This is a genomic window from Hahella sp. CR1 (genome assembly GCF_029813005.1).
Taxonomy (GTDB): domain Bacteria; phylum Pseudomonadota; class Gammaproteobacteria; order Pseudomonadales; family Oleiphilaceae; genus Hahella.
This window is the reverse complement of sequence record NZ_JAPELK010000002.1, coordinates 380194-406529: the sequence shown is the minus strand read 5'-3', so window position 1 is coordinate 406529 and position 26336 is coordinate 380194. Positions and strand designations below refer to the sequence as shown.

Here is a 26336-nt window from a genome sequence, read left to right as displayed (position 1 = left end):
CATCGTTTATTGACGCATGTCGCCAAATGATACCGGGGCTGTCTTAATCCGACAGTGACTGACGACGGATTTTAATTAGTATATGCCGCAGAGAACAGGCCCGAAATGGCGACAGATCATAGGGCCGGGGTCCGTCGAATTAGCGACGCCGCTATTGACGGACGCAGACAGCGTAAGAAACAGGTTCACACCGGGAGACAAGTATGCGGCGTTGGAATGGCTGGGGCGACGAAAATAATGGGATGGAGCTGCCGCCGGGCGGCGTTGGGTTTCTACATGAACGCGTTGGCAAGGCGACGCCGCTCGCTGACGCGTCGCTGGAGAGCGTGCTGGCGCGAACGCCGCCGTCGCGTCTGCCTGCGCATCCTCTGATTACCACTGACGCCGAGACTCGCGTCAGACATGCGCGGGGGCAAAGTCTGCCGGACTGGCTGGCCATGCGCAGCGGCGATTTCGAGTTTTTCCCTGATGGCGTGGCCTTTCCCGAAAGCTCAGAAGACGTGCGCGAATTGCTGGACTTCTGTCTGGCGCGAGACATCGTGGTGATTCCCTACGGCGGCGGCACCAGCGTGGCGGGACACATCAACCCGTTTGACTCGGACAAGCCCATCCTGACGATGGATATGGGGCGTATGAACAGTCTGTTGGAGCTGGATGAAGAGAGTCAGCTCGCCACTTTCGGGGCTGGGACGCCTGGCCCGCATCTGGAAGCGCAATTGCGGGCGCGGGGGTATACCCTTGGACACTTTCCGCAATCCTTTGAACTGTCCACGGTGGGCGGTTGGGTGGCCAGCCGCTCCAGCGGGCAGCAGTCCCTGCGCTATGGTCGTATCGAGCAACTGTTTGCCGGCGGTCGCGTCGAGACGCCCCGGGGAACGATGTATATCCCCACTTTTCCCGCCTCGTCGGCGGGGCCGGATATTCGTGAAATCATTCTGGGGTCGGAAGGGCGCATGGGAGTGCTCACGGAAGTGAAAGTGCGGGTGACGCCCCTGGCGGAAAAAGAAGATTTCTACGTCATCGTATTCCCCTCCTGGACTCAGGCCAAAAACGCCGCCCGCGAGCTGGTTCAGGGCAAGGTGCAGTTGTCCATGCTGCGCGTCAGCAACGCGGTAGAGACGGAAACACAATTGGCGCTGGCGGGACATCCCAAACAGATCGAATGGCTGGAGCGCTATCTGAAGTGGCGCGGGGCAGGGGAAGGCAAATGCATGATGACCGTCGGCGTGACCGGAACCACCGAGCAGTGTCGCGCCGCCAGGAGCCAGCTCAATGCCCTGATCAAGCGTCGGCAGGGCGTCAACACGGGTACGTTACTGGGACGTAAATGGGCGCAAAAACGCTTCCTGATGCCTTACCTGCGCGAAGCGCTATGGCGTGACGGCTATGTGGTGGACACCCTGGAAACCGCCACCGACTGGGATAATGTCGATCACCTGCTCAACAAAATCGAAGCCAATCTACGGGCAGGTCTGGAGCGGGAAGGTGAGCGGGTGCATGTGTTCACTCACTTGTCGCATTTCTACGGACAGGGCTGCTCCATATATACCACCTATGTTTTCAAATCCGGCTCCAGCTATGAGGAAACATTGGCGCGTTGGGAGCGCATGAAAACCTCCACTTCCGACATGATTGTCAACAATCGCGGCACCATCAGTCACCAGCACGGCGTGGGTAAAGATCATGCGCCTTACCTGCCGGTGGAGAAAGGAGAGCTGGGCATGTGCGCGATCGCGGCTTTATGTCGCGAGTTCGACCCGCAACAGCTGATGAACCCGGGAACCTTGATCGCCAGTGTGGAGGAGCCGCAAACCGCCGCTAAAAAAGCCGCCAAACGGGGTGATGTATGGACAACCTGAGCTACTGGCGGCCACAGCAACGAGAAAAACTCTGGGAGATGCTGGAGTCTGGCAAGCATGTCTGGGACCTGGTGATTGTCGGCGGCGGTGTCACCGGCGCGGGTATTTTGAGGGAAGCCGTAAGATATGGCCTGAAGGCGCTGCTGGTGGAAAAGCGCGATTTCGCCTGGGGCGCTTCCAGCAAGTCATCGAAAATGGTGCATGGCGGGCTACGCTACCTCGCCTCGGGGCAGCTTTCGCTGACCCGTCACTCCGTGCGCGAGCGGCAGCGTCTGTTGGAAGAAGCGCCCGGGCTGGTGGAGCCGCTGAACTTTTTGATGGGGCATTATCGTGGCGAATTCCCCCCGGGTTTTATTTTTCAGCGGGTGCTGGACGTATACGACCGCATGGCGGGCGCGCGGAATCACGAAGCCTTTGCGCCGGAACAGGCTGCTTATCTGGCTCCGGGCATAAACGCTGAGGGGCTGCGCAGTCTTAGCCGCTTTGGCGATGCAGTGACGGACGACGCCCGGCTGGTGCTGAAAATTCTGCGCCAGGGCGTGGCGGAAGGGGGCGTGGCGGCGAATTACTGCGGCGCCAGAGAAATTGTGCGCGTCAACGGACGTATGCATGGAGTGGTGCTGCATGACGCCATCGCCGACCGCAATTGCGAAGTACGGGCGCGGGTCGTGGTGAACGCCACCGGCGCCTGGTCCGATCAATTACGCGTGCAGGAAGGCTGCGATGCGCAAATACGGCCTCTGCGCGGCAGTCATCTGGTTCTGCCTCACTGGCGACTGCCGGTCGCCTATGCGGTGAGCGGATTTCACCCGGATGATAAGCGTCCCGTTTTCGCGTTTCCCTGGGAAGGCGTCACCGTGGTGGGCACCACGGATCTCGATCACACGCAGGATATGGAGCAGGATGTCAGCATCAGCGCCGCCGAAATGGGGTATTTGATGCGCGGCGTGAACCATATGTTTCCGTCCTTAGGATTGCAGCCGGAGGAGGTCATGTGTACTTACTCCGGTATTCGCCCTGTCGTATCCAGCGGCGCGGCGGACCCCTCCAAGGAAAAGCGCGAACATTCGATTTGGAATGATAATGGACTGATTTCCGTCGCCGGGGGCAAGCTGACCACATTCAGATTGATTGCTTTGGATGTGTTGCAGGAAGCGGCCTGCTATCTCGACGGTGTGGCCTTCAATGCTTCGGACGCCCGAGTATTCGCCAATGGCGCGCCGCCATACAGCCCGGATTGCGGCGTCTCGGCGTCGGTGTATCGGCGGTTATGCGGACGCTACGGCTCTGCGGGGGCCGCAATGTTGGAGAAGGACAAAGAGCGCCTGCGGCCTATCGCCGGAATCAATCTGCTCTGGGGAGAGATTGATCACGCGCTGCAAAATGAATCCGTGGTTCATCTGGATGACCTGATGTTGCGACGCACCCGTCTGGGCCTGCTGGCGCCGAACGGCGCAGAGGCCATGCTGGAGGAAATCGGCCGGCGGTGTCAGCGTTATCTCGGCTGGTCGGAGGCGGTTTGGCGTGACGAGGCGAACCGTTACCGGAATCTGTTTCAGCGCCACTTTGGCGTACCTGGAATGACGACGAACAATGAGGCGGCGCGGGCACAACGCAAGACTGAGGAGAGTGGGGCATGACCACGGCCGCATCCGCCCGCACCTACGTAATGGCCATCGATAACGGCACTCAGAGTGTGCGCGCCCTGTTGATCGACGACCTTGGCAATGTGGTCGCTAAAGGCAAGCAGCCTATAGAGCCTTATTTCTCAGAGCAGCCAGGTTGGGCGGAGCAGCGTCCGGAGTATTATTGGGAAGCGTTGGGAGAGGCTTGTCGTCTGATGTGGCGCGACAGTCCGGTGGCGCCCGAACAGGTCGCGGCGGTCACGGTGACGACGCAGCGCGGCACGGTCATTTGTGTTGATCGGGATGGGACGCCGTTACGCCCCGCTATCATCTGGCTGGATCAGCGCCATGCGCAGGCGGAGGATAAATTGGGCGGCGTCTGGGATGTATTGTTCAAAGTCGCCAGGGTAGAGGAAACCGTCAAGCGCTTTCGGGAAAAGACCCAGGCCAACTGGCTGGCGCAGCAGCAACCGGACCTCTGGCGGCGTACGCACAAGTTTCTGTTGCTTTCGGGTTACCTGAATTTTCGTCTGACCGGAAATTATGTGGACTCCATCGGCAGTCAGGTGGGATACATCCCCTTTGACTATAAAAAGCTACGCTGGGCGCCGGCGCGAGACTGGAAGTGGCGCGCGATGCCAGTATGCCCGGAGCAATTGCCTGAATTGGTGGAGCCGGGGCGGCCAGCGGGAACGTTGAGTACTGACGCCGCGGCTTGGTTAGGATTACCCGCTGGTCTGCCGGTTATCGCTGCAGCGTCCGACAAAGCCTGCGAGATTATTGGTTCGGGCGGCTCCGCCCCTCACATCGGCTGCATGAGTTACGGCACCACCGCCACGATTAACGCCACTAACGCCAAGTATGTGGAAGCCATTCCTTATATGCCGCCGTATCCTTCCGCCATTCCTGGACGCTACTGTACGGAAGTCATGATTTATCGTGGTTTTTGGATGGTGAGCTGGTTCAAGAAAGAGTTTGGTCTGCGCGAGGAAGGCGTAGCGAAAGAACGGGGCATTGAGCCGGAGCAATTGTTCGACGAGCTGGTCGACGCCGTCCCGCCGGGTTCTATGGGGCTGACTTTACAGCCCTATTGGTCCCCCGGCGTACGCAGCCCGGGACCGGAAGCGAAAGGAGCGATTATTGGTTTTGGCGACGTGCACACCCGCGCTCATATGTATCGTGCGATCTTGGAAGGACTGGCGTATGCGCTGAGGGAAGGGCGGGAAAAAATTGAGAAGAAGTCCGGCGTCAAAATGCGCGTGTTACGCGTATCCGGCGGCGGTTCGCAGAGCGACGCCGCTTTGCAGTTGACGGCGGATATCTTCAACCTTCCGGTGGAGCGCCCTCATACCTATGAGACATCAGCGCTGGGCGCCGCCATTGATGCGATGGTAGGACTGGGCGTGCATCGGGATTTTGACACCGCCATCGCAGCCATGACCCGGGTAGGGGAAACCTTTCAGCCGCGACCAGAGGTGGTAAGCGTATATGAGCGTTTATATTCCGAGGTGTACTTGAAAATGTACCGGCAGTTGCAGCCTCTCTATCAATCCATCAGGGAGATAACGGGCTATCCGGGTTAGATTGCGATGTGATGAAGACGAAAATTAGCGGGGAGATATAAACAAAACGGGGCGACAAACTGCGTCACCCCAAAGAAACCTGCTAAGGATAAAAATGAAACAAAAAGGCAAGGAAACCTGGAGATCTGAATCCCAAAAGAAGCAGGGGGTACTACTTAACCCCCCTGCTCTAAGTGGGGGATACTACTCAAATCCACGATTTAATCTTAGTGTCTGCCGGCCCGAATCTCAGTTGTGTTTGAGTAATGGGTTGTTTTGCTTTTGTAACAAAAGAATATAACGGAGCGGCTGCTGAAACATTTCTGTTATTGACGTAAGTATTTGTTATGCCCGGCCAGAAAGGGCTTTAAGTTTATAACCCGATTGGAATAAGGGGGTTACGTAAACAGTGGTTTTCTGGCAGTTTCGAAGCCAAGCTGATGAAGATTGTCGAGCAGACATAAAAAAACCGGGAAAACTGTCCCGGTTTTTTTATGGTGACGCCTCGGATCATGCGAGGATTGATTGCGAGACGAGGTTATTCTGCGTCTTTGGCTTCGTCGCTGACTTCCGGCCACAGCGCCAGAGCGATGGTGGCGGTCTCGTAGGCGTATTGCAGGCGGCGCAAGGCGACTTTTTCCACTTGCTGGGCTTTTGGCGTCGTGGTGCTGCCGTCGATGGCGCACACGCTGGTGCCCGCCTGAACGGAAACGAAGCCCGCGGTGGTTTTGAACGCCTTCAGGTTGATGCCGTCGTGAATGCGGCGATAGCAGCTGGTCGTGCACTGCTCCAGACTGGAAAACTGGCCAATGACCGCGAACTGATTCTCGGAGATGCGACAGACTGTATCCAGAGGTCGGGTCAGATGGCGCAGACGGCGAGACACGCCGTTGGCGATTTCTTCAAGAATGGCCGGGTTGAAGTGCTTCTTGATGGTCTGCCAGTTCTTGATGCCCAGCAACAGATAACTTGCCGCGCCGCCGCGGGATTCCATTTGACGCAGCGTATCGGTGAGGCGTTCGCGAGCCAGCACCTGATTGCCCAGACCGGTCGCCAGATCCAGCACATTGCGTTCCTGCAGTTCTTTGATGTTATCCATTAACAGTTGATTGGCCACCAGCAGGGTGTTCTGCATATCGGAAATCCGGTCTGCGGCGAACACGCGGGGCAGCAATTGTTTGTTCATCTCTGACTTATAAACAAAGTCGTCGACGCCACGATCAAAGGCTTCAGCCAGTGCTTCCACGCCTTCTTTGGCGGTCAGCAGAATAATGTAGGTAAAGTGATTACTGGCCTCGTCAAGTTGCCGAACCTTGGCCGTCAATTCCAACCCATCCATTTCGGGCATCAGCCAGTCGGCGATTAATACGCTGACGGCGCGTTCTTCAAGCATTTGCAGAGCGGAGGGGGCGTTGTGGGCGATACGCACATCATGATAACCGGAGTTTCTCAATGTCTTGGCGATCATGGCGCTGCTGAATTTGGCGTCGTCGACCACAAGGATGGATAAATCTAGATTCGGCATGGAATAAGTCCAGTTCAACCTTATTGGTTATACATTTAAAAATTCTCGATAGTTCAATAAACGCCCCGACGGATGGGATCGCCGGGATGGGTTGTATGAAGAGAGAACTTTCGTAACCGGCCGCGATAATCGGCCCGGGCTTGCCCCGCCGTCAGGCCTGGGCGGCTGGTCCGGACGTGCGTTCTTGCAAGACTTTATTTGAAATAACTTAGTTGTCAGAAGTATAGCTGCATTTTTCGTGCGAGTTATAATAAACGGCTTGTAGTTTATTGCTATCGGACACATGGCGGATCTTGCCGACACGCCCAGGTGTAACGTTGTGTTTACAGTTTTGCATGCAGCCGCGTCAGGATCGCCTCCGCGGGGGTTGCCGGGAAAGCTATTTGTTAGTGTGTCGGCCAGGAAGACTGCTGTGAGTCCGCATTCGTCGCGGAGCCGACGAAACACGCTCGCCAGGCGCGACCTTTACTGCGCGGGCGGGTATGATGGGCGCAAACGTTAATGACTATTTGGAGAATTGAATGCCTTCGTTTGATATTGTTTCAGAAATAGACCGTCACGAACTCACCAATGCGGTGGACCAGGCCAATCGGGAACTGGAAATGCGGTATGACTTCCGGGGCGTCGAGGCTTCATTCACTCTGGCTGAAAAAGCGGTGGAAATGGCGGCGGAGCAGGAGTTCCAACTGGAGCAGATGCTGCTGATCCTCAACACCACATTGTCCAAGCGCAAAGTCGATCTGCGCGTACTGGGCGACTCAACAGATCAAAAATCCGGCAAGCAAGTGAAGCGCTCCTACGCGCTGAAAGAAGGCCTGGAACAGAAAGTGGCGAAAGACATCGTCAAGAAGATCAAAGAAAGCAAAATGAAAGTGCAGGCCTCTATTCAGGGCGACCAAGTACGTATTACCGGCAAGAAAAGAGATGATTTGCAAGAAGCCATCCAGTTGCTGCGCGGCGATGAGTCCCTGGACGTTCCAATGCAGTTCAACAATTTCCGCGACTGATTTTTTCGGGCCGGTCTCTGGCCGGCCTTTTCTCACCGCATATTCTTACTACATAGTAAGCTTCAGGATGCTGGAGCTTTGCCTCGCCTGATTATATCCTGAGCCAGAATTTCTTCCGCAAACAAAAGGTTGTGAAACTTGGAAACGCCGTCCTCCTGGCGCGACGGGGTGCGCTATTACCTCGACAAACGCCTGTTGACCATTTTTGTATTTGGCATCTCCAGCGGCTTTCCCGCTGTCATGATCGGCTCGGCGGTCACGGCCTGGTTGAAGGACGTGGGCTATTCGCGCACGGATATCGGTTTTTTTGGTCTGGTGTTTCTGGCCTATTCGACCAACTTTTTGTGGTCGCCAGTGGCGGACCGCGTGCGCCTGCCCTGGTTGACTCGCGCGCTGGGACAGCGTCGCAGTTGGGTGCTGATGATGCAGGCTTTAGTGGCGGTATGTTGCTGGGCGATGTCAGGGGTGGATCTGGCGGATGACTTGCTGCTCGCCAAGTCCATTGCCCTGGCGCTGGCGTTCTTCGCGGCGACCCAGGACATCGCCATTGACGCCTATCGCATCGATGTGGTCCCGGAAGGCGACGGCAAGATGATGTCGGCGGCGTCCGCCATGGCCACCGCCGGTTGGTGGACAGGCTATGCCGGTCTGGGCGCCGCGCCTTTTATTCTGGTGGGGCGCTGGGACTGGGGGTGGGCCGACATGTATGTGTTGATGGCGGCCGTAGTCGTTCTGCTGATGGCGTTTACCTGGCTGGCGGCCAGCGAGCCAACCAACAATCGCGAGGGCGGCCAGCAGGCGGCGGAATCCCGTTATGCGCGGGTACTGGGCTCAAAAGGCGAGGCGAAGCCGCTCGCCATGTTTGTCGCCCTGATGGTGATGATCGCGCTGGCGGTGTGGTCCATTATCGGCAAGCCAGGGCTGGCGGAAGAGTGGCGCGCATCCACGCCGTTGACATTGTTTATCGCCATGGCGGATCTGGCGGCGTTGGCCTGGATGATCCGCACCTTGTGGCGTTGGGAGTCTCAAGCGGTGGAGGATACTCCTGAGAGTTCCACAATTCGCTGGGATCAACGCGCGCTTATTTGGCTGCTCACTACGTTTATCGAACCCTTGGCGGAGTTCTTCCGCCGCAATGGCGTGCAATTGGCGGCGTCGATTCTGTTGTTTATCTTCCTGTTCAAGATCGGCGAGGCCTTTCTCGGCAAGATGTCGGTGGTTTTCTATAAAGAAGTGGGCTTCACGGACGAAGAAATTGGCATCTATTCCAAAGCGGTTACCTGGTGGGTGACCATTGTGTTCTCAATATTGGGCAGTCTGGTCAATATCCGCTATGGGTTATATCGAGGCCTGATGATCGGCGGTATCGCTATGGCCGCCTCCAACCTGATGTTCGCAGCGCTGGCGATGGTGGGGCCGAGCGTGCCCATGCTGGTGTCGGCGGTAGTAGTGGATGGCTTCACCTCCGCCTGGTCCACTGTCGCCTTTGTGGCGTTTCTGTCCGTCATGTGCAACCGCGCCTTCACGGCGGCGCAGTATGCGTTGATGGCTTCCCTCGGAACCTTGGGGCGAACCTTGCTGGCCTCCTATAGCGGCGCGTTGGTGGACAGTCTCAATGGCGATTGGGTGATGTTCTTTATCATCACTACGTTGATGATTACGCCGAGCCTGATCTTTTTAACTTTCCTGAGGGTGCGTCTGGAAGCCGTTCTGAAGTGAAGGCGAGGGCGGCTGGCTCAGTCAGGGCGCCCATTGAAAGCGTTTCAGGGGGATGCGTCCGTTGTGAACCTCGACGCCCTCCTGCGTTAACGCGCTTTGCTGGCGGAAAAAAGACTTGGTTGTTGGCGGGAAAGAGATTTTTCCCTGGCTGTTGATAACCCTGTGCCAGGGAATACTGGAGCCGTCTGGAAGCTGTTTCATGGCGTATCCCACATACCGGGACAACCCCGGCAGCCCCGCCAAGCTGGCGACTTGCCCATAGGTCGCCACTTTTCCAGGAGGAATCTGGCTGACAACGAACCAGATAGCTTGCAGTTTTTCCTGTTGGCTAAGTTCAGACATATTGGCGACGCTGGTTGGGTAAGTGAATCTACTAGAAAAAAAGAAGCCGAGGTTTGTTTTACGGCGAGATAAAAAGCAAGGGGCCGAAGCCCCTTTTTGCTAGATACGCAGCGCTCCATCCACTTCGATGACGCGGCCGGAAAGATAGTCGTTTTCCAGAATGAAGCTCACCGTTTGCGCAATTTCATTCGGCTGACCCATGCGACGCAAAGGAATCTGCTTGGTCATCATCTCCAGCGCTTCGGGTTTCATCGAGCCGGTCATTTCCGTTTCGATAAAGCCGGGCGCGATCGCCATACAACGAATGCCGAAGCGCGCCAATTCCTTCGCCCAGCTCACGCTCATGCCCACGACGCCGGCTTTGGCGGCGGAGTAGTTGGTCTGGCCGATGTTGCCGGCGCGGGAAATACTGGAAATATTGATGATGCAGCCCTTGCGACCGCTTTCCAGCATTTTGGCGGCGGCTTCGCGCCCGCACAAAAACACGCCGGTCAGGTTCACGTCGATGACGGACTGCCATTGCTCCAGGCTCATGCGGTGAGTGACCTGGCCGTCTTTATACTTGATCAGCATACCGTCCCGCAGGATGCCTGCATTGTTGATCAATGCATCGACGCCGCCGAAGTCCTCGGCAATTTTGGCGAACACGCTTTCAACGTCGGCCTCTTTGGCGACGTTGCACAGATAGTACTTGGCTTCAGCGCCCAGTTCCTCGCATTTGGCGACGCTTTCCTGCAGTTTCTCTTCTGACAGGTCGATCAGCGCCAGACGGGCGCCTTTTTCGGCGAGATACAGCGCCATGGCGCGGCCAAGGCCCTGGCCGCCACCGGTAATCACAACCACAGAATCTTTCAATTGCATAACTTGTCCCACTCTCTCGATAGTGAAAAAACAATAATCTTTGTCCGTCGCGTTGAAATAGAAATAAACAACTCCATCTATAGTAACGACAGGTGAAGATACATACGCTTCATAGAGGGGAGCGGACCGCCAGGGGCGGGACTCCTCCACGCTGAATTACCGCTTACTATATTGAATTATATGGTTTTCTAGGGTTTGCGGCTGCGCCGGGAGGCGCTCGTAAAGCCAGTATTATGGCAGTAATTTCGCCGACCACCAAACGGTCCAGGAACCGATTTCCACCTGCATAACACTGGCTGATGTAACGACGGAATCATGCTAAGCAGAATACCTTTTCTTATCCCTATCATTGCGCTCATTGAGATTTATCTGATCATTGAAGTCGGCGGCGCCATTGGCTTCTGGCCGACTGTATCGATTTTTATCGTCACCGGATTTGTCGGCGTGACCATGCTGCGACGGCAGGGATTTTCTCTGCTGAGCAGTCTGCAGGCGAAAATGCAGGCGGGCGAGACTCCAGCGGGAGAAATGCTGGAGGGCGTAGCGCTGTTGATTGGCGGAGCCATGTTGGTGACGCCGGGCTTTTTGACCGATTTCATGGGATTTCTTCTGTTGACGCCATTGACGCGCAAGTTGCTCATCGGCCGTATTGGCGGCGCGTTGTTGCGTAGCGGGCGAGTAGTAAGCCGCAGTTATAGTCAAACGACCTATTCTTCGACCTCTGAACGGGATGGCGCTTTCCGCGGAGATCCCTCTGGCGGCCCACGGCAAGGCGCTGGCGGGGATAAAGTGATTGAAGGCGAGTACACCCGAGAGGACTAGGAAAAAAATTTAAAAAAATTATAGCCGGGGTGTTGAAATCCTCGCCCCGGGCCCCATTTAAACCTCCACAATTTAAGCACTCGGCGTTCCTGGTCCAACCCGGATGTCCGGCTGCTGTTTAAAACCAAAAAGTCAGCTAGTTAAATGTTCTAACTGGGAGAAAAAGCGAAATGAAAATTCGTCCGTTACACGAACGTGTTGTCGTGCGCCGTAAGGAAGAAGAGACCAAAACTGCCGGTGGTATCGTATTGCCCGGCAATGCGGCAGAAAAGCCTTCACAGGGTGAAGTTCTGGCTGTGGGCGAAGGCCGTATTTTGGATAATGGCGATGTCCGTCCGTTGGCGGTCAAAGTCGGTGACAAGGTGGTTTTCGGCCAGTATGCCGGCAGCACCGTTAAGATTGATGGCGAAGAGCTGTTGATCATGAGCGAAAGCGACATCTTCGGCGTAGTCGAAGGCTAACACTCCGAAACTAAAGACTTTTGTCATCAACTAACAAGTAATGGGATTTTGTTATGGCAGCTAAAGACGTTAAATTTGGCGATTCCGCGCGTAAGCGCATGGTGGCGGGCGTTAACACCCTGGCCGACGCAGTTAAAGTCACTTTGGGTCCAAAAGGCCGCAACGTGGTTCTGGACAAGTCCTTCGGCGCGCCTACCGTCACTAAAGACGGTGTGTCCGTAGCGAAAGAAATCGAACTGAAAGACAAGTTCGAAAATATGGGCGCGCAAATGGTTAAGGAAGTTGCTTCCAAAACCAACGATGAAGCGGGCGACGGCACCACCACTGCAACTGTACTGGCTCAGGCGATCCTGAACGAAGGCCTGAAGTCCGTTGCAGCGGGCATGAACCCAATGGACCTGAAGCGCGGCATCGACAAAGCCGTTATCGCTGCGGTCAAAGAAATCAAGAACATCTCCCGTCCTTGCGAAGACTCCAAGTCCATCGCCCAGGTTGGCACCATCTCCGCCAACAGCGACGAGCGCATCGGCAACATCATTGCTGAAGCGATGGAAAAAGTTGGTAAGGAAGGCGTTATCACTGTTGAAGAAGGCAGTGGTCTGGAAGACGAGCTGGACGTGGTTGAAGGTATGCAATTCGACCGTGGCTACCTGTCCGCCTACTTCGTAAACAACCAGGACAGCATGAGCGCTGAACTGGAAGATCCTTTCATCCTGCTGGTTGACAAGAAGATCTCCAACATCCGCGAAATGCTGCCTGTACTGGAAGCAGTAGCTAAGTCCTCCAAGCCTCTGCTGGTGATCTCTGAAGATCTGGAAGGCGAAGCGCTGGCGACTCTGGTTGTTAACAACATGCGCGGAATCGTGAAAGTTGCGGCGGTTAAAGCGCCTGGCTTTGGCGATCGTCGTAAAGAAATGCTGCAGGATATCGCTATCCTGACTGGCGGCACCGTTATCTCCGAAGAAGTTGGCCTGAACCTGGAAGGCGCTACTCTGGATGACCTGGGCACCGCTAAGCGTGTTGTTGTTACTAAAGAAAACACCACTATCATCGACGGCGCTGGCGCTAAGAGCGACATCGAAGCGCGCGTTGCGCAAATCCGTCGTCAAATCGAAGAAACTTCTTCCGATTACGACCGTGAGAAGCTGCAAGAGCGTGTTGCCAAACTGGCTGGCGGCGTAGCCGTTATCAAAGTTGGCGCAGCGACTGAAGTGGAAATGAAAGAGAAGAAAGCCCGCGTTGAAGACGCGCTGCACTCCACCCGCGCTGCGGTTGAAGAAGGCGTGGTGCCTGGCGGCGGCGTAGCGCTGGTGCGCGCACTGCAGGCCGTTTCTGACCTGACTGGCGACAACGCTGATCAGAACGTAGGCATCAACCTGCTGCGTCGCGCGATGGAAGCTCCTCTGCGTCAGATCGTTGCTAACGCTGGCGGCGAGCCTTCCGTAGTTGTGGACAAAGTCCGTCAGGGCGAAGGCGCATTCGGCTACAATGCCGGCACTGAAGTTTACGGCGACATGCTGGAAATGGGTATTCTGGATCCTGCGAAAGTTACCCGTACCGCACTGCAGTCCGCTGCGTCTATTGCTGGTCTGATGATCACTACCGAGTGTATGGTTTCTGACCTGCCTGAAGACGACAAGAAAGGCGGCATGCCAGACATGGGCGGCATGGGCGGAATGGGTGGCATGGGCGGCATGATGTAATCATCCCCCATAACGCTCCCGCGGAAAAAACCCGGCTTCGGCCGGGTTTTTTTATGGCGCGAAGAACCTGACGCGGATGGTGGGGTCTATTAAGAATGTTTAACCTCAAACTCGTTGCCAATGTTGCAAATATTCTTTAGAAAACACTGCTATGCTTTTGTTACCATGTAAAAATTTTATAGCCTGTATTTTGAGGCGAAGATAAAAGTATTCTGCTGTTCGCGACAGTCGTCTTAAACCTCCCGGAGGCGGAGCCCGGTCAGTGATAATGGCCGCCGAGGCTTGGCGTAGTAGGGTTTGTCGATTCAACAATTAGAATGTAGTCCATTGCGCGTATGCATATGCTCAGTGGTTGATTGGGAAGGTTGTAGGCCAAAGAAGTGATAAAAAAAATTGTGGGATTGGTTATTATTGGCGGCCTGACCTATCTGGCGGGGTTGGTATTACTCGTGCCCGTAGAGTTTGTGTGGCGTCAGGCCGGCGTTCCCGCCAACCAACTTCCTGTGCGGGTGCAGAAGCTGCAAGGCACGCTTTGGGAAGGCAAAGCGCTGATTTCTCATTCTTGGGGCACCGGCGTGCTGGATTGGGATGTTTATCCATCTGGCCTGCTAATGATGGGCGACGCTCTGGCGCTGAATTTTCGCGCCAACAAAATCGATATTGACGCCAAAGCCGCACTGGATGGATTTGATCAAGTCCGGGTGCTTGCTGACGGTTCTCTGGATCTTGCGGCGCTGGCGCCGGCATTGCGCCGCCATCGTCTGAATCTGAGCGGAGAGCTGAAGATAAGCGGCTTGGACGTGACGCTGGACACCAATACGGGTCTTCCTGTGCGAGCTTCAGGGCGAGCGCAGTGGGCGGGCGGGCCGGTTACTTATCCGATGGGCCGGGAAAACAAGACCGCCACAATGCCTCCGTTGCAGGGGCTGATTAAACAGGAGGGTGAGGAAATTCACCTGGAAGTACTGGATAGCACGGAAAACAAACCCGTTATGAGCGCTCAGGTAACGCGGGACGGCACGGCGAAGATACAAATTCGCAAACGGTTGCTGGATCTGGCGGGCGCGCCCTGGAGTAAACAGGCGAATCCTGACGACATTGTTTTCCGGGTACAGCAACGGATACTTTAACGACCCATGTTGACAGGCCATATTACTAAGATAACCTGGGTGCTCTTGCTCGCCATAGTCGTAACGCTGGCGTGGCAAGCCGCAAGGGTGACCTGGGGCGTTTGGGTGGGAACCCCGGACATTATCGTCATGCCGGTCGGCGGTGTGGCGAATGCAAACAAGAATCAGGCGATGCAGGCCAACTATCCTGCATGGAATTTATTCGGCAAGGCGGAAGATGCCTCCGCTAAAAAGGCGTTGAGCCAAGTGGACGCGCCAATCACTGCCTTAAGACTGGACCTGTATGGGGTCGTAGTCGGCGGTGAGGAGGGCGGGTCGGGCGCTATCATTGCGGAAAAGGGAAAATCGGCCGAATATTATCGTATTAATGAAATGCTGCCCGGCGGAGCCAAATTGTCAGCAGTGTTTCCTGATCATGTGTTGATCAGTCGGAATGGCGCCTTGGAGAAGTTGGCGTTTGACGATTCCGTCGCTGTGGCGGGCAGCGCTATCGAACAGGTGGCGAGACCCAAAAATACTGGCGGAATTGACTCTCCCGAAGAGTTTGTCAGCGTCGCGCAGAAGAGATTGGAGGAAGATCCGCGCGGAGCCTTGGCTTCGGTGGGTCTGGCGCCAGTGAGTAGCGGCGAAGGAGCGTCCGGCTACCAGTATGATGGCAATAACCCAATGTTGGGCGCCATGAACCTGCAGAAAGGGGATGTGATTCGTTCGGTGAACGGTCATACCCTTGGCAACATCGAGCAGGATAGACAGATGATTCAGCAGCTGTATGAAAGCGGCATGCTGGAGGTGGAAATAGAACGGGATGGGGCGACTTTCACTATCAGTTACCCATTACGCTGAGCCAGTTACCCGCTGCGCTAAGCGACTTCCTCAAAGTAATGAAAATCAAAAAAAGATTGTTGAATGGACATGAAACATTTTAGAGCCTTTACATTTGCCTGGTTGTTGATTGCGGGTTTTTTCTCCGGCGTGGCGGGGGCCGAAGATCAGACATGGAAGGTCAACCTTAAAGACGCTGATATCCGCGCCTTCATTACTCAAATCGCCGACATCACCGGTTACAGCTTTGTAGTCGACCCCAGGGTGAAAGGCAAAGTCACCGTGGTCTCGAACGCCGCCATGGGGCGTGATGAAGTCTACGAAATGTTTCTTTCCGTGTTGAACGTACATGGCTTCGCGGCGATTCCTTCCGAGGGAATCATCAAAATTGTGCAGCAGAACGAGGCCAAGCAAACCGCGGAGAACACCTCGATTTTTAAGACGGTGCCGCAGGAGCAGTTGGTGACCCGGGTCATACAGGTCAAAAACGCCAACGCCCTTGAGCTGGTGCCGATTCTGCGTCCGATGGTGGCCAAATATGGACACCTTGCCGGCGTCGCCGCCGCCAACGCTCTGATTATCAGTGATCACGTTAATAACATCGCCCGTATTGAGCGCATCGTCAGTGAGCTCGACAGCCCCTCTAACTATCAACTTGAAGTCATTCAGCTGAAAGACGCCTGGGTTGGCGACATGGTTAAGTTGTTAGAAGAGCTGGCCCCTTCCGAGCTGGGTAAAGGCGCGCCAAAAGGGCCCGCCAACAAGTTCAGCGTTGTAGCCGACGAGCGTAGCAACCGTCTGATTCTGAAAGGCGACGAAAACTTCCGCGACAAAATGCGTCTTCTTATCGCCAAGCTGGATCAGCCTGCGGCAGTAAGCGGCACCACCAAGGTTATCAATTTGCGTCATGCTGACGCAGAAGCACTGGCTGAGTTGCTGAAAGGCCTGATGGGCGATATTGCCCCTGCAAAAGGCGAGGGCGCGGCAGCGGCTCCTGGCGGCGGCAAAGTCAGCATCTATCCTGATGAAGGTTTGAATGCGCTGGTCGTGCGTGCAGAGCCTTCCATGATGAAAGAAATCGAGGCGATCGTTCAGCAGCTGGATGTGCGTCGTGCGCAAGTATTGATCGAGGCTGCGATTGTGGAAATCAGCGATGGCCTGAGTCGTCAGTTGGGCGTGCAAATGGCCGCTGGGGATTTGACTGGCAAGTCTGGCCCGGCCACCGTTACTAACTTCACTAACGTGGGCATTTCCGCCTCGGCGATACTGGCGGCGATCGCCAGCAACTCGACGCCTTCCATTGGCGGCGATATCGCTGCCGTGGCGATTGGCGAGGCTGACGGCAAGAAAGGTTGGGGCGCCTTGATTCAGGCATTGGGCACCAGCGGGCAGGCTAACCTGTTGTCCACGCCAAGCATCATTACTATGGATAACCTGCAGTCTGAAATTATCGTTGGTCAGAATGTGCCTTTCCGTACCGGACAGACCGGCACGGGCACCGACGGCACCAGCAACCCGTTCACTACTATTGAGCGTCAGGACGTCGGCTTGACCTTGCGTGTGACGCCAAGCATCAGTGATGGCGATCTGGTCAGATTGGAAATCGAACAGGAAACCTCTTCCATTGCGCCTTCCAACGAAAGCGCGTCGGATATCATCACCAATAAGCGTCAGATCAAGACCTCCGTCTTGGCGGACAATGCCGAAACTATCGTGCTGGGTGGTCTGATGAGCGAGAACTACAAGCTGTCAGAAGCCAAGGTGCCGCTGCTGGGGGATATCCCGCTGTTAGGCGCGCTGTTCCGCAGCACCAAGCGCGAAAAAGACAAGCAAAACCTTCTCGTGTTCCTGCGCCCGACTATTCTGCGCAACAAGGAAGAAGCCAAGAAGGCGAGCCAGGATAAGTATGATCAACTGTGGGAGCTTAACCTGAGCATCAAACGCGATCATAAAGGCGATAAGCATGCAGAGACCATGATCAAGCCTTCTATGGATAGCGTATACAGAGAGAACGCGTTCGAGCAGTAGTACTTCTCAGTTCAGGCGGCGGACAGGCTCCGCCGCCTTGCGCCTGATTCCTTCCTTTTCCTCTTTTTTCTAATTATCAACCTCGTCGCTGGGCTCCAGGGGCGGCATCGGACACCCCATCACCGCCGTTGCGGCGCGCAGCAACTCATATTCCTTTAAGCTGACATAGCCATCGTAACTGACGCATTGTGCGAAAGCCTCGACCACAGCGGGTTTAAGCAACGCTGACAGTTGTGACAATCTGTTGAGCGCATCCGCAAGCTGATCGGAAGCAAGTCTGGAGTGAAAGGTTGCTTGCAGGTGAGGGAAGTTCTGCGACATCACTTGTTTGAAAAACTGACTGGGATTGGTCTCTGGGCTTGCGCCTGAAGCTGCGACGCCCAGACGAGCAAAAGCGGAAAGCATCAGTGCAATCTCATCGCTGGCCTGTTCGTAGCGAGTCAGCGTGTCTCGTTGAGGAGCGAAGTTCTCATCGAGCTGCGTGCGTAATAGGGCGAGTATGGCGAATTCCGAAAGTGTCGTGCGTTCGTCCAGGGCGATGATTTGCTGCGCCGTAGCGACGACGTGAGAGCGAGCGGCGATGTCGCCTCCTTTCAGCGCGCCAAGACAGACTTCTAAAAGCGGTAAACGGTGATTGGCCGGTAATGTCGTGATCTTGCGTTCAAGACTGTCGAAATCTGGCGTGCTCTTTATCGGGATTCCCGATGAGTGCAGGATAGTATCGCCCACGGGCAATCTGACTGGCGACTCCAGCAGCAGTAGAGCATAGATCATGCTTTCCGCCTGGCTTGGCGTATGCAGGGCGTCGCCAAAGGTGGTCTGCAACCGTTGTAGCGTTCGCTGGCTCCAGTCTTGCGTCGCCTGGGTATGACGTCCAACTTGTCTGGCGATGCCTGCGCTTTTGATTTGCTCCGTGGAGGGCGGCGCGCTTTCTGGAGCGAATCCTGATGTGGCCGGTGGAGCGCTTGAGGTTGTTGCTGCAGTTTGTTGCGCTTGACCTTGGTTGCGGCGCGCGCGCTGCTTGGTCAGAAAAAGCGGGTCCACGGCGCGAATGCGCTCGTCCAGCGGCGGATGGGAAGCGAACCAGGCGCTCAGTTTCAGACTTTCGCCAAAACACATATGGTTGATCTCTTGGGCGCTGGACGTATGTCCCAGGTAGGAGTGTGTCTGACTTTCCCTGATCTTGAAGAGGGCGCCAGCGATACCTTCTGGGTTGCGGGTAAACTGCACCGACGACGCGTCCGCCAGATATTCCCGTTGGCGGGAAAGCGCAGCTTGAATTAAGCGGCCAAAAAACAGACCAATATAACCCAATACGAACAGAGTGAATCCCGCCGCTACGACAATGATCACCCCACGTGCGTCGCGTGAGCGCCTACCGCCGCTTCTGCTGGACATTCGCAGCAGAAAGGCTCCGGTGGAGCCGATCAGAAGGATGCCCGCGAGAACGGCGATAATCTGCACGTTCAAGCGGGTGTCAGCGTTCAGAATGTGGCTGAATTCATGGCCAATGACGCCTTGTAGTTCATCCCGGCTAAGTGAGTTAAGCGTACCGGCGGTGACGACCAGAGACATGTCTTCAAGCGTGTAGCCCGCCACAAAGGCGTTGATGGCTGCTTCCTTGTCCATAATGTAAATGCTGGGGATGGGCACGCCGGAAGCGATGCTCATTTCCTCCACAACATTGACCAGACGGCGCTCATTCGTGTTTTGAATTGTCGCGTTGATCTGGCGTGCGCCGACCATTTGCGCAACGGAGCGTCCGCCGCGGCTCAACTGCAAAAAACGTTTGCCTGCGCCCACTGCGACAATAGCGATGACCGCCAGCGCAACCCACCAGGCAGGGCCAGCCAGCCAGATGTTTGGGGTCATGCGCGCGTCCACGAACTGGTGGTAAGCGATGAACCCGGCGATATTAATGGCGAGCGCTATGCCGATCAGAGCGGCGGCGAAATGGAGCAGGAGTAGACCGGAGAGCTTGCGCGCGCGCTCTTGCTTGGCGAAAAAATCCATGACTTGTCAGGAGCTAGTTAAAGCTGACTTTGACAGCCTGACGAGCCTCGGCGGACTCAACCTCAAACATCTCGGTTTCTTTGAAGCCGAAAAAGCTGGCGATAAGATTGCTGGGGAACTGTTCCCGATAGGTGTGATAGGTCATTACGGCATCATTGTAAGCTTGACGGGCGAAGCCAACTTTATTTTCTGTGCTGGTGAGCTCTTCCATTAACTGTTGCATGGTTTGATTCGCCTTAATGTCCGGATAGTTTTCAGACACGGCGTAGAAGTTCGCCAAAGCGCGGTTCAGCATGCCCTCGGCCTGAGACAGCTGTTTGATGCGGTCTCCTTCTTCGGGCCGTTGCGCCGCCGCCTGTTGCGCATTGATCGCCTGGTTACGCGCCTGCATGACTTTCTCCAATGTGTCCTGTTCATGTTTCATGAACGCCTTGGCGGTCTCCACCAAGTTGGGAATCAGGTCATGTCGGCGCTGCAACTGTACGTCTATTTGAGCGAAAGCGTTTTTGAAGCGATTCTTCAGAGACACGAGTTTGTTGTAGATGGATATCAGATAGAAGGCGACGGCGATGATGACGACAATGCCGATAATCGCGGAAATGCTCATTGATAGACTCCCGTAAAAGAATGTTTTCCCGCATGTTAAATGAGGGCGTTACATAAGTTCCACCCGTACGCGCGGCGTCAGGTGCGATGAGTTGGTGATCAGGTCTGCGGCGCGTGACTGACTTTCATGAACTCAATGAACTCTTCCGGCGGCACCGGCTTGCTGTAATAGTAGCCCTGCGCCAGCGTGCAGCCGTCATGCTTCAGGAAACGCTCCTGCCGTGGCGTTTCCACGCCTTCTGCGATGACATCCAGGCGCAGGCTTTTGCCCAGCTGGATGATGGCGTGCACGATTTGGGTGTCGTCTTCGTCTTTCATCAGGTCGCGAACAAACTGTTTGTCGATTTTGATCTTGCGGATAGGTAACTGCTTCAGGTAACTGAGCGATGAATAGCCAGTGCCGAAATCATCCACGGCGCACTGAATGCCAAATTCGCTCAGGTGGCGCAGGGAAGTGATGGCCTGATTCAGGTTCTCCATGAAGCTGGTTTCCGTGACCTCCAGCTCGATGAGCGAGGTGGGGATCTGGCGGCTTTCGATGATCTTCAGGACATGTGGCGCGAACTCTTTCTGTCTGAGCTGGTTGGCGGACAGGTTGATCGCCACTTTGATATTAAAGCCTTGGTTGCGCCACTGGTTAACCTGGGCGCAGGCCTCGTGCAGCACCCAGTCTCCAATTTCAAGAATGGTCTCATTGGCCTCTGCAATGGGGATGAATACGTCTGGGGGCACCAGGCCGCGTTCAGGATGACGCCAGCGCAGCAGCGCCTCACAGCCCACAACCTGCTTCGAATTCAGATCCATTTGCGGCTGGTAGACCAAAAACAGCTCGTTGTTTTGTATGGCCTTGGAGAGATCCTTTTCCAGCTTTTTACGTTCGCGGATTTCGCTGTCGAGACTGGCGACGTAGAACTGAAAGTGATTATTGGCGACCGACTTGGCCAGCATCATAGTTTGCTCAGCCTTTTGCAGGATTTTCTCTGCATCGCGGGCGTCATCTGGGTAAATGGCGATGCCGATGGTGCAGGATACGGGAGTCAGTTGATCCTCAATCTCAAACGGGCGACTGATTTCCCGCAGCAGTGACTCAGCGAAAGCCGCCACCCGGTAACTGCTGCTGACATTAAACAGGATCAAGGCGAACTGATCGCCGCCAAGTCGGCAGACTGTGTGTACGCCGTCCCGCTGTGAAAGCAGCCTCTCAGCGAAGGCCTGTAGCAGCTTGTCTCCCTGACTATAGCCGAGTTGCTCATTGATCGACTTGAAGTCGTCAATGCCGACGCAAAAAACCGCAAACTTCTGGTTCAGCGCCTCAGAGTCGTCCACCGCCGCGGCGATGTAATTACTGAACAGAGAGCGGGTTGGCAGGCCGGTGAGGGAGTCGTACTGGGATAGTTTAATGATCCGTGCTTCCGCCGCCTGACGCTTCTGCTGGTGCTCCTCGATGGACTGCAAAAGGCTGTTGGCGGCGCGCACCCAACTGCCCAGTTCGTCTTTTTCATGTTGACGGGGCACCGGAAGCGATTGTAACCCGGGCTCAGCGGGGTTGATGCGCAGTAAGGAGTTGATAATGGCCTTGAGTGGCGCCGTTAACAAGAAGTGGTAGACCAGATGCAGGACGAACGCCAAGAGCAGGGCGCGCAGCAGGCCAGTCATAAAAATCAGTATGGAGCGCTCCAAAAACAGCGCTGATTTGGGTGCGGTATCGACGACGATCTTCAGCTCGCCGTAGTAAGTCGGTTGCGGCGTTGGGCGGAATAAAGAAATGGCGTACTCGCGCTCTTTGCCGAAGATAGCGTCGGTCATCCAGCGACTCTGGGTTTCCTGCAGGGGTTTGGAGAGTTCAGCCAGAATCGTCTGATTGGGGTGAGCGATAGCTGCGTAGCGAATAGACGGTTTTTCGAACAGGCCTTCCAGAACCTGTTGCGCCAAGTCGGGGTCGATGCTGTAAACCGCCTGGGTGGCGGGGTCGCGCACAATGGCCAGGGTTTGTCTGGCCTCGTTGTCCATTTCCTCCACGGCGCGCATGGATTCAAAAATAATCTGACCAATGCTGAGTAAAACGCCTACCGCCAAAGCGGTAAACAACACCCAGTTCATTAATTTGGCGGACAGGCTATGTCGCCATTTTACTGGAGCGTTTTGCTTTTCTTGAACCATGCTGATTGATTGCTTCGACGCCGGCGGTGGTGTTTGTGTCAATCTTATTATCCCCTGCTATGGAAAGTGTAGTTATATACGGGACAAAGTAACAGCTTAGGCGCGCGGGTGCAGAGGGAATGGTGGAGAGAAATTGGGTGTGAGGAGGGAGAAATGAGGCGAGGGAGAACAGGATCTGTCAGGGCATGAATCACGTCGGGGCGCTGGGCCCCGACGTTGGAACGGATTAAGCGGCCAGGTTTTTGGCGACGAAATCCCAGTTCACCAGATTCCAGAACGCATTCATGTAGTTAGGACGAACGTTTCTGTAATCGATGTAGTAAGCGTGTTCCCAAACGTCAACGGTCAGCAGTGCGGTTTTGCCGTCAGTCATTGGCGTGCCTGCGTTGCTGGTGTTGAAGATTTCCAGTGAGCCGTCAGCGTTTTTAACCAACCAGGTCCAAGCGGAACCGAAGTTGTTAACGGCTTTGTCAGTGAATTGGGTTTTGAAGCTTTCGAAGGAACCGAAAGTTTTGTTGATGGCGTCCGCCAGCTCGCCAGTAGGCTCGCCGCCGCCGTTAGGGCTCAGGCAGTGCCAGTAGAAAGTGTGGTTCCAGATCTGGGCGGCGTTGTTGAAAACGGGGCCGCTCTTGGAAGCCATGATAATCTCTTCCAGAGACTTCCCTTCGTATTCAGTTCCGGGAACCAGACCGTTCAACTTATCAACATAAGTTTTGTGGTGTTTACCGTAGTGGTATTCGATAGTTTCTTCGGAAATGTGCGGCGCTAGCGCATTCTTTTCGTAAGGGAGGGCAGGAAGTTCAAATGCCATGAGATTTTCTCCGTCTTTTAAGTGTGTAATCCCGTGTAAGTCTCTGATTCTAGAGTATACAGACTGAGTAAGAAGAGATAGCTCCGAATCTCCGGAAATTCAGCCTGCAGGCTCAGGGTCATCACAGTATCACCCTGGGTATTGATGCCGGCCAGATGGCGACCGACAGAATTCTTTTGTTAGATCGCGCAGAATGATATCACCCGCATATATGGAGTGCTATCAAGGGTTTTTCAAGATTATTTATCAGACTTATTAATAAAATTAATAAGCTAGGGGTGCGCCAGGGGATGTTGGTTATAAGAAATACAGGTGGTTTGTTGGGGGCGCCGGCCCATAAAAATGGGCCGGAAAAACACTAGTCAAAGTGAGCCAGCGAGGAAGTGAAAGGCGTATGCTCCGGCACGAATGGGAGGCACTTTTCCACTTTGGCGATCAACGCTTTGTAGTCTTCCGCGACAATGTTGATATGCCCGAGTTTGCGACCGGCGCGCTCTTCTTTTCCATACAGGTGCAGATGCGTGTCGCTGAGCGTCAATACGCTTTCGCGGTCAGCATGACGACCAATCAGGTTGATCATGCAGCTGACGCCGACAGGCTGGGTGTCGCCCAAAGGTAAACCGGCGACGGCGCGCAAATGGTTCTCAAACTGTCCTGTGTGCGCTCCATTCATGGACCAGTGACCGGAGTTGTGCACGCGCGGCGCCATCTCATTGGCCAGGAGGCCGTCAGGCGTTTCAAACAGCTCCAGAGCCAGGACGCCCACATAGGACAGATGCGCCATCAGCGTTTCAATATACTCAGCCGCTTTCTGCGCCAGATCGTCGCTAATGCGTGGAGCCGGGGCGATGGTGTAACGCAGAATGCCGCCATGATGAATATTTTCCGCCAGAGGGTAGGTGACGGTTTCACCTGTGCTGCTGCGGGCGGCGATGATGGATATTTCCCGGGAGAAATTGACGAAGGACTCGACAATCAGTCGGGGGTGTCCAATGCTGTTCCAGGCCTCTTCCGCCTCATCGACGGACTTCAGGACTGCCTGGCCTTTACCGTCGTAACCTTCCGTAATGGATTTCGCCACGACCGGAGTTCCCAGTTCGCGAGCGGCTTCGGCCAATTCCTCTGGGCTGTTGACCAGACGATATTTGGGAGTAGGGATGCCTAACTGAGTAAACAGCGCTTTTTCGTGCTCTCTGTTCTGGCACACGCGCAGCGCTTCCACTCCCGGGTAGAGCGGCTTACGATCGGCGATATTCTGCGCCAGATCCAGGGGTAAGTGCTCAAACTCGTAGGTCACTACATCGACGAAATCAAGGAAGCGATCCAGCTCCGACTGGGTGTTGTCGGGGTCGCTGAAAATCGCGCCAAGGCCCGCGGAAGGGGCCCCGGAGGTGTCGTAAAGCGCAAATTCAAAGCCCAGCGGCATACCCGCCAGCGCCATCATGCGGCCAAGTTGGCCGGCTCCGAGAATGCCGATTCTTTTCATGATTGCCTTGGATCAGCGTTGTTAAGAACAGTGTCTGTCTGCTGTTTGCGGAACGCTTTGACGGCGTCCATGATTTTGCTGTCCTGCAAGCCCACAATCTGAGCCGCCATCAGTCCTGCGTTAGTGGCGCCGGCTTTACCGATCGCCAGCGTGCCCACGGGGACGCCTCCGGGCATTTGTACGATGGACAATAATGAGTCTAGACCATTCAGTGTCTTGGACTGCACGGGGACGCCCAGCACCGGCAACGAGGTTTGTGACGCGGCCATACCGGGCAGGTGGGCGGCGCCGCCAGCTCCGGCGATGATTATCTTGATGCCTCTGCTTTCGGCGGACTTGGCGTAGTCAAATAGCAGGTCCGGCGTACGGTGAGCGGAAACAACTTGCACTTCATAGGGAACGCCCAGCTTGTCGAGCATCTCGGCGGCGTGCTCCATGGTAGGCCAGTCGGATTTGGAGCCCATAATAATGCCAACTAAAGGCTGCATGATTTCTCCTTAGTAACCCTGTCATTATTGGATAAATTCGCCTATGGGGCGCGAATTTGCGGGTGGTCGAGGCATACTGTTTAAAAAAGAGGCGCATAGTTTAGTGAGTCGGTACATGGGATGCAAACGAAAGCGGACCCTTGCCGACTCTCGCCGCAGGCGGCGGAGATCCTGCGTTCGCGGAGCCTTTATCTGGCTCAGGAAAAACGGAATAATAGCGGGTTGCTTCATGCCTGTTCTGTCGCAAATATGGTAAAGCTGGATAAGGGCGCGTGTACGGAAACTTCGGCATTGTCTAAAATGCCATGGCGCAACCGCGCAGAATCGGGCGTTTGCCGATACACTATATAAATACAGTCCACTAGCGAGGATACATGGAGACAATTAAGCCCGAGAAAGACGAGGTTGATCGATTTCAATCACAGCGCCATAAAGCGCCTGCGGCGAAACCTGCTGAGCCCAAAAAGGCTGCGCCGGTTGCGGAGGCCCCGGTGGAGGCTTATGTCAGACTGTCCCGTCCCGCACAATGGGCGATCGTCTTTGTATTCATTCTGGTGCTGACTTTTGCGCTGATTGGATATTGGCAGGTCAAAACCCAGCAGCAAACCATTCTGTCTCTGCAAACCCAGCTGCAGCAGGCGACTCAGTATATATCCCAAAGTAAGCTTGTGACTGCGCGTCTTGAAGGTCAAATCAATCAGACCGACGCCACCATGGCGCAAAGCGGAAATGAAATGGCCAGGGAACTGAAAACCTTGGACTCTGAGATCCGCAAGCTGTGGGATGTATCCAATAAGCGCAATAAACAGTTGATTGAGGATAACCAAAAAGCGCTGACAGCCCTGCAGGGTGACTTTAAACAGTCACAGGAGCGGATTAAAGCGTTAAGCGGTGAGATAAATGGCCTGACGGTTATCGGTGAAAATCTTGGCAAGTCTCAGGAAGCCCAGGCGCTGCAGATTTCTGCGTTGGCGGATGATATGGGGCGCACTGATGAAGCCCTGGAGAGGGAGCAGGCTGAGTTGGCGCAGCTTCTGAAACAGAGCTCCGACAAGCTGGAGAAATCCATCTCTGAGCAAACCGTGGCTATCGCCAAGCTTGAGCGCATGATCGGTAAAATGAATGAGCAGAACCTGGACGGCAATCTCAAAGAGCTTGAGAAGAAAGTCAGCGCTATCGACGCCACCCGCAATCAACTGGTGCAACGCTATGTTGAGCTGGATCGTCGCATGAACGAAATTGGTCTGCAATTGAAGGCCATCAAGAAATAGCCCTCGCTATTGCGCCTAAGTGAAGCTTAGGCGCG

The 26336-nt window shown here is 55.2% G+C and carries 21 protein-coding genes; 12 read left to right on the top strand and 9 right to left on the bottom strand.

The window, feature by feature from the left end; genetic code table 11:
• The first annotated feature begins 203 nt into the window (after positions 1 to 203).
• The 3 genes from ONV78_RS07360 to ONV78_RS07350 are packed head-to-tail and all read left to right on the top strand — an operon-like array spanning position 204 to position 5067.
• The gene (locus tag ONV78_RS07360) at positions 204 to 1859 is read left to right on the top strand and encodes an FAD-binding oxidoreductase (RefSeq protein WP_279502241.1); all 1656 of its coding nucleotides are present in this window, start codon (positions 204 to 206) and stop codon (positions 1857 to 1859) included.
• The gene (locus tag ONV78_RS07355) at positions 1847 to 3499 is read left to right on the top strand and encodes a glycerol-3-phosphate dehydrogenase/oxidase (protein ID WP_279502239.1); all 1653 of its coding nucleotides are present in this window, start codon (positions 1847 to 1849) and stop codon (positions 3497 to 3499) included. Before ONV78_RS07360 ends, ONV78_RS07355 begins: the two co-directional genes overlap by 13 nt.
• Positions 3496 to 5067, top strand: a complete 1572-nt coding sequence (locus ONV78_RS07350) for an FGGY-family carbohydrate kinase (protein WP_279502237.1) — start codon at positions 3496 to 3498, stop codon at positions 5065 to 5067. The genes ONV78_RS07355 and ONV78_RS07350 overlap by 4 nt, the downstream gene beginning before the upstream one ends.
• A 517-nt stretch (positions 5068 to 5584) precedes the next feature.
• Here the strand turns inward: ONV78_RS07350 and ONV78_RS07345 are convergent.
• A complete protein-coding gene (locus ONV78_RS07345; protein ID WP_127969570.1) occupies positions 5585 to 6571 on the bottom strand; it encodes a response regulator in 987 nt (328 codons plus the stop codon).
• Positions 6572 to 7092: 521 nt separating this feature from the next.
• Here ONV78_RS07345 and ONV78_RS07340 point away from each other — a divergent pair.
• Both ONV78_RS07340 and ONV78_RS07335 read left to right on the top strand, forming a co-directional pair.
• Entirely contained in the window at positions 7093 to 7578 is a 486-nt protein-coding gene (locus ONV78_RS07340) for a YajQ family cyclic di-GMP-binding protein (RefSeq protein ID WP_216737094.1), read from the top strand.
• 138 nt (positions 7579 to 7716) lie between these two features.
• The gene (locus ONV78_RS07335; protein ID WP_279502233.1) at positions 7717 to 9297 is read left to right on the top strand and encodes an MFS transporter permease; all 1581 of its coding nucleotides are present in this window, start codon (positions 7717 to 7719) and stop codon (positions 9295 to 9297) included.
• 21 nt (positions 9298 to 9318) lie between these two features.
• On the opposite strand, the gene ONV78_RS07330 is transcribed toward ONV78_RS07335, so the two are convergent.
• Positions 9319 to 9639, bottom strand: coding sequence for an MGMT family protein (locus ONV78_RS07330; protein WP_216737092.1), 321 nt, complete (start codon positions 9637 to 9639; stop codon positions 9319 to 9321).
• Positions 9640 to 9738: 99 nt separating this feature from the next.
• Complete coding sequence (locus ONV78_RS07325) at positions 9739 to 10500, bottom strand: SDR family oxidoreductase (RefSeq protein WP_216737091.1); 762 nt, start codon at positions 10498 to 10500, stop codon at positions 9739 to 9741.
• A gap of 315 nt (positions 10501 to 10815) precedes the next feature.
• Here ONV78_RS07325 and ONV78_RS07320 point away from each other — a divergent pair, with 315 nt between their 5' ends.
• The 6 genes from ONV78_RS07320 to gspD all read left to right on the top strand — a co-directional run bounded on the left by ONV78_RS07320 (position 10816) and on the right by gspD (position 17466).
• Entirely contained in the window at positions 10816 to 11322 is a 507-nt protein-coding gene (locus tag ONV78_RS07320) for an FxsA family protein (protein ID WP_279502229.1), read from the top strand.
• A gap of 170 nt (positions 11323 to 11492) precedes the next feature.
• On the top strand, positions 11493 to 11783 hold the full coding sequence (gene groES / locus ONV78_RS07315; RefSeq protein ID WP_127969576.1) for a co-chaperone GroES: 291 nt from the start codon (positions 11493 to 11495) through the stop codon (positions 11781 to 11783).
• Positions 11784 to 11836: 53 nt separating this feature from the next.
• Positions 11837 to 13486: a chaperonin GroEL gene (gene groL, locus ONV78_RS07310; protein WP_127969577.1), complete on the top strand. Its 1650-nt coding sequence runs from the start codon at positions 11837 to 11839 to the stop codon at positions 13484 to 13486.
• A gap of 380 nt (positions 13487 to 13866) precedes the next feature.
• Positions 13867 to 14616: a type II secretion system protein N gene (gene gspN, locus ONV78_RS07305; RefSeq protein WP_279502227.1), complete on the top strand. Its 750-nt coding sequence runs from the start codon at positions 13867 to 13869 to the stop codon at positions 14614 to 14616.
• Positions 14617 to 14622: 6 nt separating this feature from the next.
• Complete coding sequence (locus ONV78_RS07300) at positions 14623 to 15459, top strand: type II secretion system protein N (protein ID WP_216737088.1); 837 nt, start codon at positions 14623 to 14625, stop codon at positions 15457 to 15459.
• Between the two features lie 63 nt (positions 15460 to 15522).
• Positions 15523 to 17466: a type II secretion system secretin GspD gene (gene gspD / locus ONV78_RS07295; protein ID WP_127969579.1), complete on the top strand. Its 1944-nt coding sequence runs from the start codon at positions 15523 to 15525 to the stop codon at positions 17464 to 17466.
• Between the two features lie 69 nt (positions 17467 to 17535).
• Here gspD and ONV78_RS07290 read toward each other — a convergent pair whose 3' ends face one another.
• The 6 genes from ONV78_RS07290 to purE form a co-directional block, all read right to left on the bottom strand.
• Positions 17536 to 19479, bottom strand: a complete 1944-nt coding sequence (locus tag ONV78_RS07290; RefSeq protein WP_279502226.1) for a M48 family metallopeptidase — start codon at positions 19477 to 19479, stop codon at positions 17536 to 17538.
• 13 nt (positions 19480 to 19492) lie between these two features.
• Entirely contained in the window at positions 19493 to 20086 is a 594-nt protein-coding gene (locus ONV78_RS07285) for a LemA family protein (protein ID WP_279502225.1), read from the bottom strand.
• A 98-nt stretch (positions 20087 to 20184) separates the two neighbouring features.
• Complete coding sequence (locus ONV78_RS07280; protein WP_279502223.1) at positions 20185 to 22245, bottom strand: GGDEF domain-containing phosphodiesterase; 2061 nt, start codon at positions 22243 to 22245, stop codon at positions 20185 to 20187.
• A gap of 226 nt (positions 22246 to 22471) precedes the next feature.
• Positions 22472 to 23056 carry a superoxide dismutase [Fe] gene (sodB, locus tag ONV78_RS07275; RefSeq protein ID WP_127969583.1) on the bottom strand — a complete coding sequence of 195 codons (585 nt, stop codon included), beginning with the start codon at positions 23054 to 23056 and terminating at the stop codon, positions 22472 to 22474.
• A 358-nt stretch (positions 23057 to 23414) separates the two neighbouring features.
• The gene (locus ONV78_RS07270) at positions 23415 to 24542 is read right to left on the bottom strand and encodes a 5-(carboxyamino)imidazole ribonucleotide synthase (RefSeq protein ID WP_279502221.1); all 1128 of its coding nucleotides are present in this window, start codon (positions 24540 to 24542) and stop codon (positions 23415 to 23417) included.
• Complete coding sequence (purE, locus tag ONV78_RS07265) at positions 24539 to 25030, bottom strand: 5-(carboxyamino)imidazole ribonucleotide mutase (protein ID WP_127969585.1); 492 nt, start codon at positions 25028 to 25030, stop codon at positions 24539 to 24541. Before purE ends, ONV78_RS07270 begins: the two co-directional genes overlap by 4 nt.
• A gap of 374 nt (positions 25031 to 25404) precedes the next feature.
• On the opposite strand from purE, the gene ONV78_RS07260 reads away from it, so the two are divergent.
• The gene (locus tag ONV78_RS07260; RefSeq protein ID WP_279502218.1) at positions 25405 to 26301 is read left to right on the top strand and encodes a hypothetical protein; all 897 of its coding nucleotides are present in this window, start codon (positions 25405 to 25407) and stop codon (positions 26299 to 26301) included.
• Positions 26302 to 26336: the final 35 nt, after the last annotated feature.